Here is a 16233-nt window from a genome sequence, read left to right as displayed (position 1 = left end):
ATTGTTGAAATGGTAGGTATAAAAAAAGCGACACCCGAAGATGTCGCCTAGCAAAAACCGGTAAAGCTATTCAAATTGAATATCACAGCTTTACCTAAAAGCTATAAATTACACTGGAAGCAATGTGAGCAATGTCGTGTCAAAAAGAACTTAGTACAAGTTCGCGAGAATTCTGTTGGGTAACCAAGTAGATACTTGAGTACTTAACATCCTTGTGAACATTTCCTCATTCCCTAAGACGAAGTTAATAATAATGATTCTCATTTAATAGTCAACACTTAAGTGAGAATAAATCTCATTTAATTTATGGACTGTTAACGCCAGTGCTCAAATTTGCTTCAAAAAATGGATTCTATGGTCATTAATGTCTTCTTTTTCTTCAAATTTTTCGATTAAGTAACCGTTTCTTAATAACAGGCGCAACATTGCAGGGAACTGGTTACGGGACTTAACCTTTAACTGCCTATAGCCCTGCTCTTGCACCCACTGTTCCTGAGCATCTAATTGCGCCTGTGCAACGCCTTTGTTCCTCGCGAGCGGTGACACGCCACCAAACCAGCTGTAAAAAGTATGCTGATCCAATTCATAGCCGATCTTAAAACCGAGCAACACGCCAGATTCTTCAGCCACTAAGATAAGGTTCTTTTTCCCTGTCAGTCGCTCTGAAAGGGAAGCGATACTTTCTTTTTTAGCGAACTCAGAGATCTGATCGACAACAGACACCACCTCTTCTAACGAGCCTTCACGTACAACAACTGACATCTTATCCATCCTTATAAACGAAAGGGCTGGCACAATGGCCAACCCTTAACTGATCACTTAAGTGAACTCTACACGATTACTTTTCTCTTAAGTGCTCTGCAGCTTGTGCATTGCCTTCTGCAAGCCACTCAGCAACATCTTTAGCAAAGTAAGTAAGAATGCCGTCGGCACCAGCTCGCTTAAAGCACAGCAATGATTCCATTACGGTTTCACGCTCTTTCAGCCAACCGTTTTGAATCGCCGCTTTGTGCATCGCATACTCACCAGACACTTGGTATGCAAATGTCGGCGCTTGAAGTTCATGCTTCACACGGCGCACGATGTCTAGATAAGGCATACCAGGCTTAACCATCACCATGTCGGCACCTTCATTAAGATCCATCGCGACTTCGTGAATCGCTTCATCGCTGTTTGCAGGATCCATCTGGTAGTTCTTCTTGTTACCACCTTTCAGATTCGAAGCACTGCCGACTGCGTCGCGGAATGGGCCGTAATAGCACGATGCGTATTTCGCAGAGTACGCCATAATCTGAGTATGAATATAGCCCGCTTCTTCTAACGCTTCACGGATCTTACCAATACGACCATCCATCATGTCCGATGGTGCAACCACGTCAGCACCCGCTTCAGCGTGTGATAGTGCTTGCTTGATCAAGACTTCAGTCGTCTCATCATTCATCACGTAACCATCTTCGTCGATGATGCCGTCTTGGCCGTGTGTGGTGAATGGGTCTAACGCGACATCAGTAATAACGCCCATGTTTGGCACGTGCTCTTTAAGTGAACGTACAGCACGTTGAACCAAACCTTCAGAGTTATGGGCTTCAGCCGCGCATAAGCTTTTAGCATCTTGGTTCACGACTGGGAATAGAGCAATCGCAGGAACACCCAATTTAGAAAGGTAATCCGCTTCCTCAAGCATAAGATCGATCGACAGACGTTCAACACCCGGCATGGACTCGACAGGCTCGCGGCGGTCTTTACCCATCAGGATAAACATTGGGTAGATTAGATCATCCACAGACAATTGATTTTCTGCCATTAGGCGACGGCTAAAGTCGTGCTTACGCATGCGGCGCATGCGGCGACCTGGGAATTGACCTTGAATTGAAACAGACACTAGATTCTCCTTGCCTAGTCTAAGCACCGAAATACTTAGATATGAAAAGTGCTAAATACAGGCAAAAGCATATCACTGATGGCTCAGGACGCTAGCAGTAAAATATAAAACCCACTCAAAAACAGGGAGAAATGGCAAAAAATGACCTTCTCCTCACACTGCCGTATACTCATGACAACTCAGTAAAGACCGCTTTCAGGACAAAACAATGATCGACACTCATGCTCATATTTACGCGAGCGAATTTGATGAAGACCGCGAGCAAGTTGTAGAGCGCGCACTGGCTCAAGGGATTGATACCATTCTATTGCCGAACATCGATTTAGAATCTATCGAACCAATGCTAGCGACGGAAGCTCAGTTTCCTGATGTGTGCCGTTCAATGATGGGCTTACACCCTTGTTATGTGGATGCGAATATCGAGCAAACCCTCAAAATCATTCGAGCTTGGTTTGATAAGCATGATTTTATCGCTGTGGGTGAGATTGGCATCGACTTGTACTGGGATAAAACCTTCAAGGTTGAACAAGAGATGGCGTTTGTGACTCAACTGCAATGGGCCAAAGAGCTCGATCTACCTGTGGTGATCCACACTCGTGATTCTATTGAAGAGACACTTGCCCTACTTCGTAAAGAACAAGATGGCAGCTTACGTGGCGTATTCCACTGTTTTGGCAGCAGCTTAAAAGAAGCTCAAGCGATCAACGCGCTCGGCTTTCACCTCGGATTAGGTGGTGTTTCGACCTTTAAGAATTCAGGAATGGATAAGGTGATCCCACATCTGGATATGAATTACGTCATCCTAGAAACAGATTGCCCCTACTTGGCACCTACACCAAATCGCGGCAAACGCAATGAACCGGCCTACACAGAATTGGTGGCAAAACGCATCGCCGAATTACGCGGAATTACTCTTAAAGAAGTCGAAAACATAACCACTATCAATGCTAAATCATTGTTTAATTTATAACAAATCTATTAATAAGTAATTATTACGGATTTTTCCTGAATTTATTTGAGAAAGCTAAGTGACATGTATAGCATCAACCACCCGCATATGGAGGTAGTTGATTATGTGTGACCATTCACAGCACTTACAACGTCAACATCGAACTCTATGGCATAAAATTTGGGGCATCAAAGAGCTCTATATATGTCAGAACTGTGGCTATCAGTTAAAGATTCGATAAACAGACATAATAAAAAAGCGGCCCTAGGCCGCTTTTTTATTATGTGATTTTTACTGAAGCATTCCGAATCAAGATTCAGCTTCTTCCTCTTCATCCGCATCTGGCTTACGCGTATAAAAACGCGCGAAGAACAGACCAATCTCAAACAGAATACACATTGGAATCGCCAGCAGTGTTTGCGAGATCATATCTGGTGGTGTCAGCATCATACCGATGATGAAAGCACCCACCACAATGTAAGGACGCTTTTCAGACAGAGATTGAGGCGTTGTTGCCCCCGTCCAACACAGCAAGATAATCGCAACTGGAACTTCAAAGGCAATACCAAAAGCAAAGAACAGCGCGAGTACAAAATCAAGATAGCTTGAGATGTCGGTTGCGAACTCTACTCCCCCTAATGATATGGCCGTAAAAAAGCCAAATACCAACGGGAATACAATAAAGTAAGCGAACGCCACACCACAGTAAAACAGCAATGAACTTGAAGCCAATAGCGGCATGATCAAGCGTTTTTCATGCTTGTATAAACCCGGAGCAACAAAAGCCCACACCTGATACAAAATAAATGGAACCGCGAGGAATATAGACGCGATCAAGGTTAATTTCAGCGGTGTGAAAAATGGCGATGCAACATCGGTTGCGATCATCGTCGCCCCTTCCGGTAGACGATCTACCAAAGGTGCTGATACGAATTCATAAATATCATTAGCAAAATAAATTAGCCCAACAAATATCACTAGCACCGCGACAATCGCACGTAGTAGGCGATTACGTAGTTCTAGAAGGTGGCTAATTAAAGGCTGTGTCTGCTCAGTCGAAGACATGTCAAACCTCTTAAACAGGAAGATCGAAAAGGAGCCGCGCGTGTATCTATCCAGTTGAATTGGTATCCACTTGAATAGTTATTTACTTGAATAGCTATCTATTTAAACATCTAGCGACTCAAGTATCCGGCGACTCCTCCTTGCGAGACTATTCGGCTTTCTTATCTGACGGTGCTGAAGCTTCGCTGCTGACCTGAATGGTTTCAGATTCCACAGTTTCCGTGACACTAGGTTTAGTCTCACTTGGCTTATCAGACTCAGGCTTAGCATACGGACGTTGAACCTCAGCAGCGGCCTGCTTGAGTTCATCGACTGACGCTTTAAGGTCTGGAGATAAATCTTCCATACCCATTTTTTCCGCCTTGCGTAGGTTTTCTTGCAGCTCTTGCACCTTAAGCTCATGAGAAAGTTCATCTTTCACACTATTTGCCATGCTTTTCGCTTGTCCAACAAACTTGGAAATACTGCGAATCGCCACGGGCAAACGCTCAGGCCCTAAAACCACTAACCCAACGACAGATATTAATACCAGTTCCCAAAAACCGATATCAAACACGATTTACGCCTGCTCTTTGTCTTTCTTTGTTTCAGCAGTTGTTTCAGCGTGAGCTTCTGTCTTCTGCTGTTCAATATTCTTTGGTTCGAAGTCTGCATCTTTCTTATCTGCAGGCTTGTCTTCATCGCTCATCGCTTTTTTGAAGCCTTTAACCGCTGAACCTAAGTCACCACCCATACCGCGCAGTTTCTTTGTTCCGAATAGCAAAATTACAATTACAGCAATGATTAGAAGTTGCCAAATACTGATACCACCCATTGTCATTGTCCTCGGGTCTGTCTACACATAAAAATATTAAGAGAGTCTACTGTCTAACGACGGTAAGCTCGCCAACTAAGCAACCAAAATGTGACACCTGCGATGCCACAGCCCATAGATAGCTGCTCATAAGGGCTTGAAACTAATATTGCGGAGCATACGACTAAAGTGGCTCCAACGCCAAACAAAAACTTTCCAGTTGCTTGCTGACGCTTACTATCTCGGTAGCCTTGATAAAGCTGATCCATTCTGTGGTTCATCGCTTTACCTTGGCGCAAGCTGTCATAAAGTAGCTCTGGCAGCTCTGGCAGTTTTTCTGCCCAGAATGGCGCGCGCTCTTTTACTGCGTTGATCACAGCTTGCGGCCCCACCTGATTCATCATCCAGGTTTCAAGGAAAGGCTTGGCAGTTGCCCACAAATCAAGTTGCGGATACAACTGGCGACCTAGGCCTTCCACATACAACAAGGTCTTCTGTAGAAGTACCAACTGAGGCTGAACCTCCATATTGAAACGTCTTGCTGTATTAAATAAGTTTAGCAACACATGGCCAAATGAGATCTCGCCAAGTGGTTTTGCAAAAATTGGCTCACACACCATACGAATCGCGAACTCAAAATCATTGACGTTGGTGTCGTGTGGAACCCACCCCGAATCAACGTGCAGCTCTGCAACCTTACGGTAATCTCGATTAAAGAAAGCCAACAGATTCTCTGCTAAATAGCGCTTATCTTCGCTGTTGAGCGTGCCGACAATGCCACAATCCAAACCAATCCACTGAGGGTTATCGGGATTCTCTGGGTTAACGAATACGTTGCCCGGGTGCATGTCTGCATGGAAAAAGCTGTCTCGGAATACTTGGGTGAAGAATACCGTCACACCACGTTCCGCCAGCAATTTCATGTTGGTGCCGTTGGCTTCTAGCGTCTCAATATCGGATACTTGAATCCCATAGATTCGCTCTGACACCATCAGGGTTTCACTGCTTAAATCAGGGATAACCTCAGGGACATACAACTCTTCACTGCCTTCAAAATTACGTCGCAGTTGAATCGCATTAGCCGCCTCTCGGCGCAGGTCTAGTTCATCAAGTAATGTTTTCTCGTACTCATGAACGACTTCAACTGGTTTCAAACGACGTGCTTCAGGAAGCGACTTAGCGACTATACGCGCCATTCGGTGCATCAGTTTTAGATCTGCGTCAATCACCGGGCGAATATCAGGTCGAATGACCTTGAGAACAATCTCTCGACCGCTCTCTTTAAGCTTGGCAGTATGCACCTGAGCGATAGAAGCAGAAGCAAGCGGCTCGATATCAAAGTCGGTAAACCAGTTATCTAAACTGCCACCCAGCGCCTTTTCCATATCTTGCTTAGCCAGTTGACCATCAAACGGCGCAACTTGGTCCTGCAACAACGCCAACTGATCGGCTATATGAGGAGGGAACAGATCACGACGTGTCGACATCATCTGTCCAAACTTGATCCACACAGGGCCAAGTTCTTGCAACGCAAGACGCAAGCGATGACCCAACTCTTTATCTTGATGCTTGTTCTTAAGCCAAAACAGTGACTTTCGCGCCAGCAAAGGAGCTTTAGTCAGTTGGTGTTCCGGCATCAACTCATCAAGGCCGTATTCCAACTGTACCTTGATAATATGATAAAGACGTTTCAGTTCTGTTGGGGTCATGCTTTCTCCAACAGAGCGTTCAACTTAGCTTCAAGACGAGCAGCAGAGCTTTTTACGTCATCAACTTGGTCGCAAAAGTACGCGACTTCTAACGGTGCAGGTGCGATCTTCCACTCTTCTGTCAGAACTTGAGCAACATGGTTTTGATGCTTAGTGGCTTGCTTCGCCACAAAACCACCGACGTTTTTAACGCCTTGGACCAAGGTATGCGCAACCACATCACCCGTCACACGAGATAACCACTCTTCCAAGTCAGGCTTGCAGTCTGTCATCAGCTGAGCAAATTTCTGTGCCAGTTGAATATCACCCTCTAAGATCAGCTTATCTTGCTTGATAAGCTTAGTGATGTTCGATTGCTCACGCAGTTCAGGTAACACCGATAGGTTCAAAGATAGGTAGCAATCAGGCTGCCCTTCGTATTCCGACAACACATCGATTTGCTGGCTGAAAACGAAAGTGAGTGTTTTATTCAACTCTTTCAAATTGACTTGAATGATCTGCCCCTTTAAACGAGACAAACGACGAACCAGTGCTGGATCATCGTTCACGAAAGTATTTAAAGAGGTTTCAATAACCGCGGTTACCAATGGATCAAATGGCATGACTGTCCTTACCTTTGAAAACGGATAAGCCTTAACCTATCCGTTCTGTCTTTATTCTTATTGTTTAGCACGCCCTACGAGCCTGCTACCAAGTTCGACTAGAACTTGTAACCGCGGTGCAGCGCAACAATGCCGCCCGTTAGGTTGAAGTATTTAGTATTCTCGAAACCCGCTTCCTGCATCATACCTTCCAAGGTTTCTTGGTTAGGGTGCATGCGGATAGATTCTGCAAGGTAACGATAGCTGTCTGCATCGTTAGCAATCAGCTCACCCATTTTTGGCAACAGGTGGAAAGAGTATGCATCGTAAACCTTTGATAGCGGCTCAAGTACTGGCTTAGAAAACTCAAGAACCAACAGACGACCACCCGGCTTAAGCACGCGGTACATTGAACGTAGCGCTTGGTCTTTATCGGTTACGTTACGCAGACAGAAGCTGATAGTAATGCAATCGAAGTAGTTGTCTGGGAAAGGCAGCTCTTCAGCGTTTGCTTGAACGTAATGTACGTTGCCAACAATACCGCTATCACGCAGCTTATCACGACCAACATTCAGCATTGAGTTGTTGATATCAGCAAGAACCACGTGGCCTTTTTCACCAACGATACGCGAGAACTTCGCAGTCAGGTCGCCAGTACCACCACCAAGGTCAAGGATACGTTGACCCGGGCGAACGCCACTGCAATCAATCGTGAATCGCTTCCACAAGCGGTGAACACCACCCGACATTAAGTCATTCATGATGTCGTATTTAGCGGCTACAGAGTGAAATACCTCTGCTACTTTCGCGACTTTTTCGTCTTTTGCGACTGTTTCGAAACCAAAGTGTGTGGTTTCTGACTCTACTGCTGAATTTGTCTGCACGCTTGTGTCCATAATGCTGTTATCTACCATGGTAAGTTCTCATCGACAGCGCTCTTTGTATTTAGAGGCGCTGCGGCCGATTAGTTTACTTTATCCTCAGCAGGTTGTCTTTCTACTAAGGAGGCATTTTCTGAAAAAGCCTCATTTTGCGCCATTTCAGCCAAACCAATCGAAATCGGTTTCTTCACTTCAACTCCCAATTGCTTGAAGCTTTCAGCCTGACGAATCACATTGCCCCGCCCTGTGACTAACTTATTCATCGCCCCTTGATAACTTTGGTTGGCTCTATCAAGTGAGCTGCCAAGGCCTTCCATATCATCAACAAACAGGCGCAGCTTGTCGTAAAGCTTGCTCGCACGTTCCGCGATAACTTGTGCGTTCTGGTTTTGTCTGTCGTTGCGCCATAAGTTATCAATGGTCCGCAGTGCCACCAGCAGAGTAGTTGGGCTAACCAAGATAATGTTTTGCTCCATCGCATCTTTAACCAAGCTAGGATCCGCCTGAATCGCCACTTGGAATGCTGGCTCAACCGGGATAAACATCAATACATAATCGAGGCTCTGTATACCTTTGAGCTGATGATAATCCTTTTGGCTCAAGCCTTTAATATGCGCTCGCAATGAAGCCAAATGATCACGCAGTGCTGCGTCGCGTTGTTGATCGGTCTCAGCGTTGAAGTAGCGCTCAAACGCGACCAAAGCCATTTTCGAATCGACCACCACCTGCTTATCTTGTGGCAAATGCACGATCACATCCGGCTGGTAACGCTTGCCTGCATCGTTTTGCAGATTCACTTGCGTTTGGTATTCGTGGCCTTCGCGTAGCCCTGATTCAGCCAGCACGCGAGCCAGTACCACTTCGCCCCAGTTACCCTGCTGTTTGTTATCGCCCTTTAGCGCTTGAGTCAGATTCACCGCTTCACGCGTCATACTCTCATTCAAACGTTGTAGGTTCTTAAGCTCGTGCACTAAGGTATGACGCTCTTTGGCTTCTTGACTGAAGCTATCATTAACCTGCTTCTTAAAGCCCTCTAACTGCTCTCTCAGCGGCGATAACAAACCTTCAAGACTCTGCTTATTCTGCTGATCGACCTTGGCAGTTTTGCTCTCAAACAGTTGATTCGCTAACAACTCAAACTGCTGCTTAAGTCGAGATTCAGCTTGTTCTAGCAACTGCAGCTTTTCGCTATTGGCGAGGTTTTCTTGATCGTGCCTTGCCTCTTGCTCACGAAGTTCAGCTTCCAATTCAGACTTGTGATCCTTAAGCACATTGATCTCATCAGCGTACTGCTGGCGCTCTTGCTTTACCGCCTCAAAGTAGCGCAGCTTTTCCATCGCAGCCATCACCTTACCGTGCGCCTGTTTGAGCTCGAATGCCGCTTTGTCTCGGTCATCATCTAACTCATTGAGTTCTTGTTGCGCCTCTGCGAGTGATGATTTGAGCTGAGATTGCTGAGATTCATGCAACAAACGATCGGACTCTAGCTGCTGTTCGAGCAATCGCTGCTGAAAAGAGAGCTTCTGTTTAATCCACCAACCCACGACGCCACCGCTGACGAGCGCGCCAGAAATTGCAGCAATAAGCGTTGCCTGATGTTCGATAATCCATTGCATGATAATGATTTAGCCTAATTGGAAATAACTCATTAAATGGTATTTTGATACTGGATAAATGTCCAGTTTGCCGTATTAAAATTCGGCAGATAGACTAGGCGCTCCGTATTCTGTCCCATCAAATTAGAATGAGTTACCATGAACGAACGTCGTGCCTTAGGCTTTGGCCTTTCCGCAGTACTGCTGTGGTCAACGGTCGCTACTGCTTTTAAGCTGACCCTTGCTGAGTTTTCACCTATTCAAATGCTGACTATCGCTAGCATTGTGTCGTCGATTGCGCTGATCGCAGTCTGCGCTTTTCAAGGCAAGCTTTCTCAGCTGAGTACAACGTTCCTTTCAAACCCTTGGTATTACCTGCTGCTTGGCTTGGTTAACCCATTGGCCTATTACCTGATCCTATTCAAAGCCTACGACCTGCTGCCCGCTTCTCAAGCTCAAGCTATCAACTACAGCTGGGCTATCACGCTAACCTTAATGGCGGCGGTTTTTCTGGGGCAAAAGATTCGTAAGCAAGATTGGATCGCCTGTACTTTCAGCTATGCGGGTGTGGTAGTTATTGCGACCAAAGGCGATGTGTTAGGCATGCAGTTCGACAGCCCACTCGGTGTGGCACTGGCGCTGCTTTCTACTCTACTTTGGGCGGGATATTGGATTCTCAACACCAAAAACAAGGCTGACCCAGTGGTTGGCGTGCTGCTTGGTTTCTTAGTTGCATTACCCTTCGCGATCGGTTTAACCCTTTACGAAGGCGAAAGCTTTAGCCAAATTACGGCGAAGGGTTGGATGGCGGTGACTTACGTTGGTCTGTTCGAGATGGGGATTACCTTTGTATTGTGGTTATCAGCACTCAAGCTAACCAACAATACAGCACGTATCAGCAACCTGATTTTTGCCTCGCCATTTATCTCACTGATGCTACTTTCAACCATCATTGGTGAAGAGATTCACCCAGCGACACTGTTTGGTTTGGTACTGATCATTGCTGGCTTGGTTATTCAACAGATCAAGTTTTCAAAAAACAAACCGGCGTAAATAAGAGCCAAAAGACTCGATTGATCGCGAAAACCATCAATTTAGTTACCTGTAACGCTAAACTAGATACAAAAATGGCGAGTCGTATGACTCGCCATTTTTATGTAATTTAAAATCTATGGGAAAACTTAAACCCACTGGCCCGCAGCAAAACCTGAGCTCCAACACCATTGGAAGTTATAGCCTCCAAGCCAACCTGTTACGTCCATTACTTCACCGATGAAGTAGAGACCAGAGACGCTCTTACACTCCATGGTTTTTGAAGATAAGTGATTGGTGTCCACACCGCCTAGAGTCACTTCGGCCGTTCGATAACCTTCAGTGCCGTTTGGCGCAATTTTCCAGTTCTCTAGGTGCTCAACAATACCACTAAGCTGCTTTTCATTGAACTGCTTAAGCGGTTTGTCTTCCAGCTCTTTACGGTCAATCAACACTTCCACAAAACGCTTCGGCAGTGCTTTCGCCAAAGTATTTTTCAAACTCTGATTTGGGTGCTTCTCGCGAGAATTGGCCAGCAACTCAGCCACATCCACTTCAGGTACTAGATTAATCGAAACCGATTGACCCGCTTTCCAGAACGAAGAAATTTGCAGTACTGAAGGACCAGATAAGCCGCGGTGAGTAAACAGCAACGCTTCTTTGAACAAGGTTCCATCTTGCGCCGTGATCTCAGCAGGAATTGCGATACCAGAAAGCTCTGCGAAATCTTCTTTGTCTTCTTTATGCAGCGTGAATGGTACTAGCCCCGCCGTAGTCGGCATTACAGACAAACCAAATTGCTCAGCAATCTTATAGCCAAATGGCGTTGCGCCCAGCTTAGGCATCGACAAACCACCAGTCGCTACCACCAATGAGTCACATTCAACTTGGTCGGTATTGAGGTGCATCTTGAAGCCAGCGTCTGTTTTTTCGATGGAGTGAACATCACAACGGTAGCGTTGTTCGACTTTCGCTTGCTTACATTCGTCAAGCAACATGCTCACAATGTCTTTTGCGGTGTGGTCATTCACACAGAACAATTGGCCGTGATCGCGCTCTTCGAACTCAATACCGTACTTGCTCACCATCGAGATGAAATCCCAGTTGGTGTATTGAGATAAGGCTGATTTCACGAAGTGAGAGTTGTTACACAGGAAGTTGTTTGCTGAAACATCGTAGTTAGTGAAGTTACAACGGCCGCCACCTGAGATTAAAATTTTTCTGCCTGGCTTTTTCGCATGATCAACCACCAGCACTCGTCGGCCACGTTTACCAGCTTCCGCAGCACACATTAAGCCTGCGGCGCCCGCACCAATTACGATTACATCAAATTTTTCACTCATGTGGTTCTGCTTTTCTTCACTTTTGCAGCCCGAGTACGCCCTGTTCTCGAAATGCCATCAATAAAAAAGGATGTGCATAAACAGCACATCCTTACTAATTGCTCGCTATTCTAGCGGCAATTTTAAACTTTGCAATTGGTGTTCAATTGTACAATTTGTAGACAGCAGCAAAACCACTATTTGGCTTAGCGAACCAACAACCGTAGTTTTACACCAAAAACTAAGTTCTACTTCACACGTGCTAAATGACTTAGACGATGAAAGAAGCCAGCAACGTTACACCCAGCAGGGCGGAAGAGAGTATGAATAACTTTCTCACACGATCGCACTTCGCAGTAAACACTTCATCGTGATGATGGTGATACTCTTTGCTTTTGATGTAGCTAAACAAGCGAACCTGTTTGGTCATATTGCCATGGGTTGTGAAAAAACCGCCTCCGTCTACTTGTTGATAAAGCAGAGGATGCGCTTCTCGCATAATATAAATGAGCGTTCTTAGCGCAGTAAAATAACGCGCCCAGTTCACGCAAGTCACAACCATTAGTGCAAATAGAATAGTGTCGCCGCTGATCATCCTTTCCTCCCTACATCTTCATAAGAAAACTCAAAAGAAAAAGATAATCAGTGTCTTTCTCGTACTACCTAAACGGCAGGAGCTTCCATAATTGAAGATGAACCATCTTTTGCCAATTGCGCTAGGTCTTTATCAATAAAGAACAGTGCTTTACCGTCTTCACCAACAAGTTCTAGCTTATCCAATACACCTTTAAACAACTTCTCTTCTTCGTGTTGCTCTGCAACGTACCATTGCAGGAAGTTAAAGGTTGAGTAGTCTTGTGTGCTGAAAGCAACGTGAGCCAGTTTGTTGATCTTTTCAGTAATCATCTGCTCATGTTCATAAGTTTCACGGAACACTGCGCCAAGGCTTTCGAATTCGTGTTTTGGTGCTTCAATCGCACCCAGAATTGGCATTGCACCTGTTTCGCTTACGTAAGTGAAAAGACGCTGCATATGTTCCATTTCTTCTACTGCATGAACACGCAGAAACTCTGCTGCACCTTCAAATCCTTTGTCTTCACACCAAGCACTCATTTGTAAGTATAGATTGGATGAGAAAAATTCTAGGTTAATTTGATCATTCAGTTGCTCAACCATAGTTTTTGACAGCATTTAAGACTCCTAATTACATCCTCAATTTTCTCTACTATATCACTATTTAATGAATATCTCGCAGGCCATTAGTTAACCAATATTTTGAGCTGTCATTACGCAAGACAGTGGATATGAGATCACTTCAGCAAAAAAAGCCATCGCATAGTGCTAATCTTTAAACAGACAATGAATAAAGGAGGTAGCGATATGAGTTACAAACATATTTTGGTCGCAGTCGATTTATCAGAAGACAGCAAATTAATTGTGGATAAAGCGGTAGCATTGGCAAAGCCATTGGAAGCCAAAGTCTCTTTTATCCATATCGATATTAACTACGCAGAGCTCTACACTGGCCTGATTGATATCAACATGGCCGAAACCCAGCACAACGCGATGGAAGCGTCTCGTATTCAGCTGCAAAATTTTGCGGAGCACGCTCAATACCCGATCACCCATACCCTCGTTGGCAGTGGTGATTTAAGTCATGAACTGTGTGACACCATCAACGAGTTCAATGTTGACCTCGTGGTTTGTGGTCACCATCAAGACTTTTGGAGTAAGCTGCTTTCTTCAACACGACAACTGATCAACGCGTCTCCGGTTGATATGCTGGTCGTGCCTCTAAGAGATTCAGAAGACTAATGATTTAAGGTTAGGTAACATACAGCTCATATCTTATTAACGAAGTTTTACTATGAGCTATTTAGCTGGTGTTACCCTCCTATGGGCCTTCTCCTTTAGCCTGATCGGCGTTTACCTTGCGGGTCAGGTTGACTCTTGGTTCTCTGTTTTAATGCGTGTTGCCCTTGCTGGCGTCGTATTTCTTCCTTTTCTAAAGTTTCGCGGCATATCGCGTAAGCTGATCGCTAAATTGATGGCGATTGGTGGTATCCAGCTTGGCCTAATGTACTGCTTCTACTATCAGTCTTTCTTACTGTTGTCCGTTCCTGAAGTCCTTTTATTTACGGTTTTTACCCCAATTTACGTCACCCTGATTTATGACTTTCTTAAAGGGCAATTCTCTCCGTGGTACTTAGTGACAGCTGCAATTGCGGTATTGGGCGCGGTATTCATTAAATTCGCAGGCATCAACGAAAACTTTTTAGTTGGCTTCCTTGTCGTACAAGGCGCGAACCTCTGTTTTGCTATCGGTCAGGTGGGCTACAAAGTGGTGATGGAGAAAGAATCGACCGAGTTACCTCAGCGAACAGTATTTGGTTACTTCTACCTAGGGGCGTTATGCGTCGCGTCGGTTGCTTTCATGCTGCTGGGCAACTCTGAAAAACTACCAACCACAACACTTCAATGGGGAATCCTGATCTACCTTGGCTTGATTGCCTCGGGATTGGGTTACTTTATGTGGAATAAAGGCGCGTGCATGGTGAATGCTGGTGCGCTAGCGGTGATGAACAATGCATTAGTGCCTGCAGGCCTTGTGGTGAATATCCTGATTTGGAATAGAGATGTCGATTTAGTTCGATTGTCTATTGGTGGTGCTGTTATCTTGTTCTCTCTATTCGTCAATGAGACGTGGGTGAAGAAGCGCGTTGCAAGATCCGCAAGCAACGCCTAACTGCTTTCAATGAGCTGCATGAGTTAGCTCGGATAACCCCAAAAAGCAAAAGAGCGACCTTAGGTCGCTCTTTTTAAATCATCGCGGTAGCAACAAACCATTCAAATCAACTTCAGTGGATGTGATTGTGGCTCACTACCTGAGTCTTGGTTTCAGTGAAGGCAACGTCATCAAGTTGTAGGTTGATGCGTTCAAGATCACTTTCCAGTTTCTGACTTTTCTTAAACAGCTTTTGCTGCTTCTTAATCATCTTCACTAACTTTTTGTTGTACTTCTCTTGTTTCTTGGTCGCTTTCTTCGCACGCTTGAGTTCTGCTTTCTCATCACCACTCGCCTTCGCCATCAGTTTTTTCAGCTTGGCTTTTTTCTGTACTGCTTCTTTTTTTGCAAGATGAGGGGCAATATCAGCAGCGGCTGGATCGAATATTTGCACGCTAGGCTCAATTGACTCGTTGATTTCCGCGAGCGATAGCTCAGGTACAGGTAATGTTTCCGCTAACAGGCCGCATGCTGCCTTCTCTTCTACAGGCTTGTTCTGACAACCAAGAGGTGGAATTGCTGTTGGTTTGCATAGATTAGCTTGATCCGCCGAAGAACGAGCACAAGAACGACACACAAACTTAGGTTCAGTAACCAAGCTGTGGATCTCGCCCAAGTGTTCAGTGATATCTCGACGGTTTAACTTACAAAAGCGTTTAGCCATGCTACAACTCCAGCTAAGAATAATAATGATTCTTAGTTAGATATACATCCGTAACGCGACTATCGCAAGTGTTAAATGGCATTTTATCGTATTTATGACGGGAAATTTTCTTAGCGTGTCTCTAAGTTATTGATGCTTTATCTAAGTCATTGATGCTTTCACATACACATCAAAACGATTCTTTTTGGTTTCGATCGCCATGCTCGGCTTTTGCTCGTGTAACCAAGCCGCATAATCGGGTCTTTTAACCACAACTCGCTTCGATGCCAACTTCATCGCCGGTTCAAATAGACCATCAGCATCCAGATCCGCACCCACTAAAGATTGGAATACGCGCATCTCTTTTTTGACCAAAGCTGATTTCTTTTTGTTCTCAGGGTGTGGGTACATTGGATCGAGGTACACCACATCAGGCTGTTCAAAATTAGGATCGTTACTAAGCTTATCCAACGCATCATGGCTCGAAGCGTGAATCAACGTCATACGTTCGCTTACCCAACAACCAATATCAGGATCTTGCTGTGCACGCTGTAATCCATCATCAAGCAGCGCTGCCACAACAGGATGACGCTCGACCATTTGCACCTTACAACCTAGAGAAGCCAATACAAATGCATCACGCCCTAAGCCAGCCGTACCATCAAGAATGGTTGGCGTAGCCCCTTTATTCAAACCTGCCGCCTTAGCGATTGCCTGACCTTTACCGCCACCAAATTTACGTCGATGACCAACCGCACCGCCAACTAAATCAACGAAGATAGCACCTAACTTGGGTTCGTCTACTTTGCGTAGCTCAAGTCGTTCGCTAGTCAGCACCAAAGCAAATTCGCTGCTTTCATCGTGAGATAAATTCCAACGGGTCGCTAAGTCATTCAGATGATCGATTTGTGTAGCATCTTCGCAAATCAGTTGTAGTTGCAAGGTCGTCTCCAACAGACAGTAGTATTCAAAACAAAAGAGGCAACCAGTTTACCT

General features: G+C 45.2%; 18 protein-coding genes. 4 read left to right on the top strand and 14 right to left on the bottom strand.

Annotated elements, in window-relative coordinates:
• Window positions 1–327 precede the first annotated feature (327 nt).
• Both QQ041_RS02155 and hemB read right to left on the bottom strand, forming a co-directional pair.
• On the bottom strand, window positions 328–762 hold the full coding sequence (locus QQ041_RS02155) for a GNAT family N-acetyltransferase (protein WP_285953012.1): 435 nt from the start codon (window positions 760–762) through the stop codon (window positions 328–330).
• A 76-nt stretch (window positions 763–838) separates the two neighbouring features.
• Window positions 839–1882, bottom strand: a complete 1044-nt coding sequence (gene hemB, locus QQ041_RS02150; protein WP_285953011.1) for a porphobilinogen synthase — start codon at window positions 1880–1882, stop codon at window positions 839–841.
• Window positions 1883–2090: 208 nt separating this feature from the next.
• Between hemB and QQ041_RS02145 the strand changes: the two genes are divergently transcribed.
• Window positions 2091–2852 (top strand): TatD family hydrolase, encoded by a 762-nt coding sequence (locus QQ041_RS02145; protein WP_285953010.1) that lies wholly within the window; start codon window positions 2091–2093, stop codon window positions 2850–2852.
• Window positions 2853–3140: 288 nt separating this feature from the next.
• Here the strand turns inward: QQ041_RS02145 and tatC are convergent, their stop codons facing one another.
• The 7 genes from tatC to rmuC form a co-directional block, all read right to left on the bottom strand.
• A complete protein-coding gene (gene tatC / locus QQ041_RS02140) occupies window positions 3141–3896 on the bottom strand; it encodes a twin-arginine translocase subunit TatC (RefSeq protein WP_017060156.1) in 756 nt (251 codons plus the stop codon).
• Between the two features lie 148 nt (window positions 3897–4044).
• Window positions 4045–4452 carry a Sec-independent protein translocase protein TatB gene (gene tatB / locus QQ041_RS02135; RefSeq protein ID WP_285953009.1) on the bottom strand — a complete coding sequence of 136 codons (408 nt, stop codon included), beginning with the start codon at window positions 4450–4452 and terminating at the stop codon, window positions 4045–4047.
• A gap of 3 nt (window positions 4453–4455) precedes the next feature.
• The gene (tatA, locus tag QQ041_RS02130; protein ID WP_017060154.1) at window positions 4456–4710 is read right to left on the bottom strand and encodes a Sec-independent protein translocase subunit TatA; all 255 of its coding nucleotides are present in this window, start codon (window positions 4708–4710) and stop codon (window positions 4456–4458) included.
• Between the two features lie 53 nt (window positions 4711–4763).
• Window positions 4764–6398 carry a ubiquinone biosynthesis regulatory protein kinase UbiB gene (ubiB, locus tag QQ041_RS02125; protein ID WP_052880270.1) on the bottom strand — a complete coding sequence of 545 codons (1635 nt, stop codon included), beginning with the start codon at window positions 6396–6398 and terminating at the stop codon, window positions 4764–4766.
• Window positions 6395–7000: an SCP2 domain-containing protein gene (locus tag QQ041_RS02120; RefSeq protein WP_285953008.1), complete on the bottom strand. Its 606-nt coding sequence runs from the start codon at window positions 6998–7000 to the stop codon at window positions 6395–6397. The genes ubiB and QQ041_RS02120 overlap by 4 nt, the downstream gene beginning before the upstream one ends.
• A 98-nt stretch (window positions 7001–7098) precedes the next feature.
• A complete protein-coding gene (gene ubiE, locus QQ041_RS02115; protein WP_026012235.1) occupies window positions 7099–7878 on the bottom strand; it encodes a bifunctional demethylmenaquinone methyltransferase/2-methoxy-6-polyprenyl-1,4-benzoquinol methylase UbiE in 780 nt (259 codons plus the stop codon).
• 65 nt (window positions 7879–7943) lie between these two features.
• Complete coding sequence (rmuC, locus tag QQ041_RS02110) at window positions 7944–9476, bottom strand: DNA recombination protein RmuC (protein WP_285953007.1); 1533 nt, start codon at window positions 9474–9476, stop codon at window positions 7944–7946.
• A gap of 138 nt (window positions 9477–9614) precedes the next feature.
• Between rmuC and QQ041_RS02105 the strand changes: the two genes are divergently transcribed.
• Window positions 9615–10508 (top strand): DMT family transporter, encoded by an 894-nt coding sequence (locus tag QQ041_RS02105; protein WP_060983249.1) that lies wholly within the window; start codon window positions 9615–9617, stop codon window positions 10506–10508.
• A 128-nt stretch (window positions 10509–10636) separates the two neighbouring features.
• On the opposite strand, the gene QQ041_RS02100 is transcribed toward QQ041_RS02105, so the two are convergent.
• The 3 genes from QQ041_RS02100 to ftnA form a co-directional block, all read right to left on the bottom strand.
• A complete protein-coding gene (locus QQ041_RS02100; protein WP_146491956.1) occupies window positions 10637–11830 on the bottom strand; it encodes an NAD(P)/FAD-dependent oxidoreductase in 1194 nt (397 codons plus the stop codon).
• Between the two features lie 250 nt (window positions 11831–12080).
• On the bottom strand, window positions 12081–12404 hold the full coding sequence (uspB, locus tag QQ041_RS02095) for a universal stress protein UspB (protein ID WP_146491955.1): 324 nt from the start codon (window positions 12402–12404) through the stop codon (window positions 12081–12083).
• A gap of 68 nt (window positions 12405–12472) precedes the next feature.
• Window positions 12473–13000: a non-heme ferritin gene (ftnA, locus tag QQ041_RS02090; RefSeq protein WP_017066029.1), complete on the bottom strand. Its 528-nt coding sequence runs from the start codon at window positions 12998–13000 to the stop codon at window positions 12473–12475.
• Window positions 13001–13189: 189 nt separating this feature from the next.
• Between ftnA and uspA the strand changes: the two genes are divergently transcribed.
• Both uspA and QQ041_RS02080 read left to right on the top strand, forming a co-directional pair.
• Entirely contained in the window at window positions 13190–13624 is a 435-nt protein-coding gene (uspA, locus tag QQ041_RS02085) for a universal stress protein UspA (protein WP_017060149.1), read from the top strand.
• A gap of 52 nt (window positions 13625–13676) precedes the next feature.
• Window positions 13677–14555 carry a carboxylate/amino acid/amine transporter gene (locus tag QQ041_RS02080; RefSeq protein WP_285953006.1) on the top strand — a complete coding sequence of 293 codons (879 nt, stop codon included), beginning with the start codon at window positions 13677–13679 and terminating at the stop codon, window positions 14553–14555.
• A gap of 112 nt (window positions 14556–14667) precedes the next feature.
• Here QQ041_RS02080 and QQ041_RS02075 read toward each other — a convergent pair whose 3' ends face one another.
• Together QQ041_RS02075 and QQ041_RS02070 are read right to left on the bottom strand one after the other, a co-directional pair.
• Complete coding sequence (locus tag QQ041_RS02075; protein ID WP_210447259.1) at window positions 14668–15258, bottom strand: hypothetical protein; 591 nt, start codon at window positions 15256–15258, stop codon at window positions 14668–14670.
• 141 nt (window positions 15259–15399) lie between these two features.
• Complete coding sequence (locus tag QQ041_RS02070; protein ID WP_146491952.1) at window positions 15400–16179, bottom strand: class I SAM-dependent methyltransferase; 780 nt, start codon at window positions 16177–16179, stop codon at window positions 15400–15402.
• Between the last annotated feature and the right edge of the window lie 54 nt (window positions 16180–16233).

Source organism: Vibrio sp. TMPB1044, assembly GCF_030442075.1.
Classification (GTDB): Bacteria; Pseudomonadota; Gammaproteobacteria; order Enterobacterales; family Vibrionaceae; genus Vibrio; species Vibrio satsumensis.
Note: the sequence above shows the minus strand (reverse complement) of the source record. Positions and strands in the feature narration are given on the sequence as shown.

What these genes read in the sequence shown, in the direction of transcription:
- ubiB (WP_052880270.1), bottom strand. Translation starts at nt 6,398, where the DNA reads ATGACCCCAACAGAACTGAAACGTCTTTATCATATTATCAAGGTACAG.
- ftnA (WP_017066029.1), bottom strand. Translation starts at nt 13,000, where the DNA reads ATGCTGTCAAAAACTATGGTTGAGCAACTGAATGATCAAATTAACCTA.
- QQ041_RS02155 (WP_285953012.1), bottom strand. Translation starts at nt 762, where the DNA reads ATGTCAGTTGTTGTACGTGAAGGCTCGTTAGAAGAGGTGGTGTCTGTT.
- QQ041_RS02075 (WP_210447259.1), bottom strand. Translation starts at nt 15,258, where the DNA reads ATGGCTAAACGCTTTTGTAAGTTAAACCGTCGAGATATCACTGAACAC.
- QQ041_RS02120 (WP_285953008.1), bottom strand. Translation starts at nt 7,000, where the DNA reads ATGCCATTTGATCCATTGGTAACCGCGGTTATTGAAACCTCTTTAAAT.
- QQ041_RS02080 (WP_285953006.1), top strand. Translation starts at nt 13,677, where the DNA reads ATGAGCTATTTAGCTGGTGTTACCCTCCTATGGGCCTTCTCCTTTAGC.
- tatC (WP_017060156.1), bottom strand. Translation starts at nt 3,896, where the DNA reads ATGTCTTCGACTGAGCAGACACAGCCTTTAATTAGCCACCTTCTAGAA.
- uspB (WP_146491955.1), bottom strand. Translation starts at nt 12,404, where the DNA reads ATGATCAGCGGCGACACTATTCTATTTGCACTAATGGTTGTGACTTGC.
- QQ041_RS02100 (WP_146491956.1), bottom strand. Translation starts at nt 11,830, where the DNA reads ATGAGTGAAAAATTTGATGTAATCGTAATTGGTGCGGGCGCCGCAGGC.
- uspA (WP_017060149.1), top strand. Translation starts at nt 13,190, where the DNA reads ATGAGTTACAAACATATTTTGGTCGCAGTCGATTTATCAGAAGACAGC.
- tatA (WP_017060154.1), bottom strand. Translation starts at nt 4,710, where the DNA reads ATGGGTGGTATCAGTATTTGGCAACTTCTAATCATTGCTGTAATTGTA.
- QQ041_RS02145 (WP_285953010.1), top strand. Translation starts at nt 2,091, where the DNA reads ATGATCGACACTCATGCTCATATTTACGCGAGCGAATTTGATGAAGAC.
- rmuC (WP_285953007.1), bottom strand. Translation starts at nt 9,476, where the DNA reads ATGCAATGGATTATCGAACATCAGGCAACGCTTATTGCTGCAATTTCT.
- QQ041_RS02105 (WP_060983249.1), top strand. Translation starts at nt 9,615, where the DNA reads ATGAACGAACGTCGTGCCTTAGGCTTTGGCCTTTCCGCAGTACTGCTG.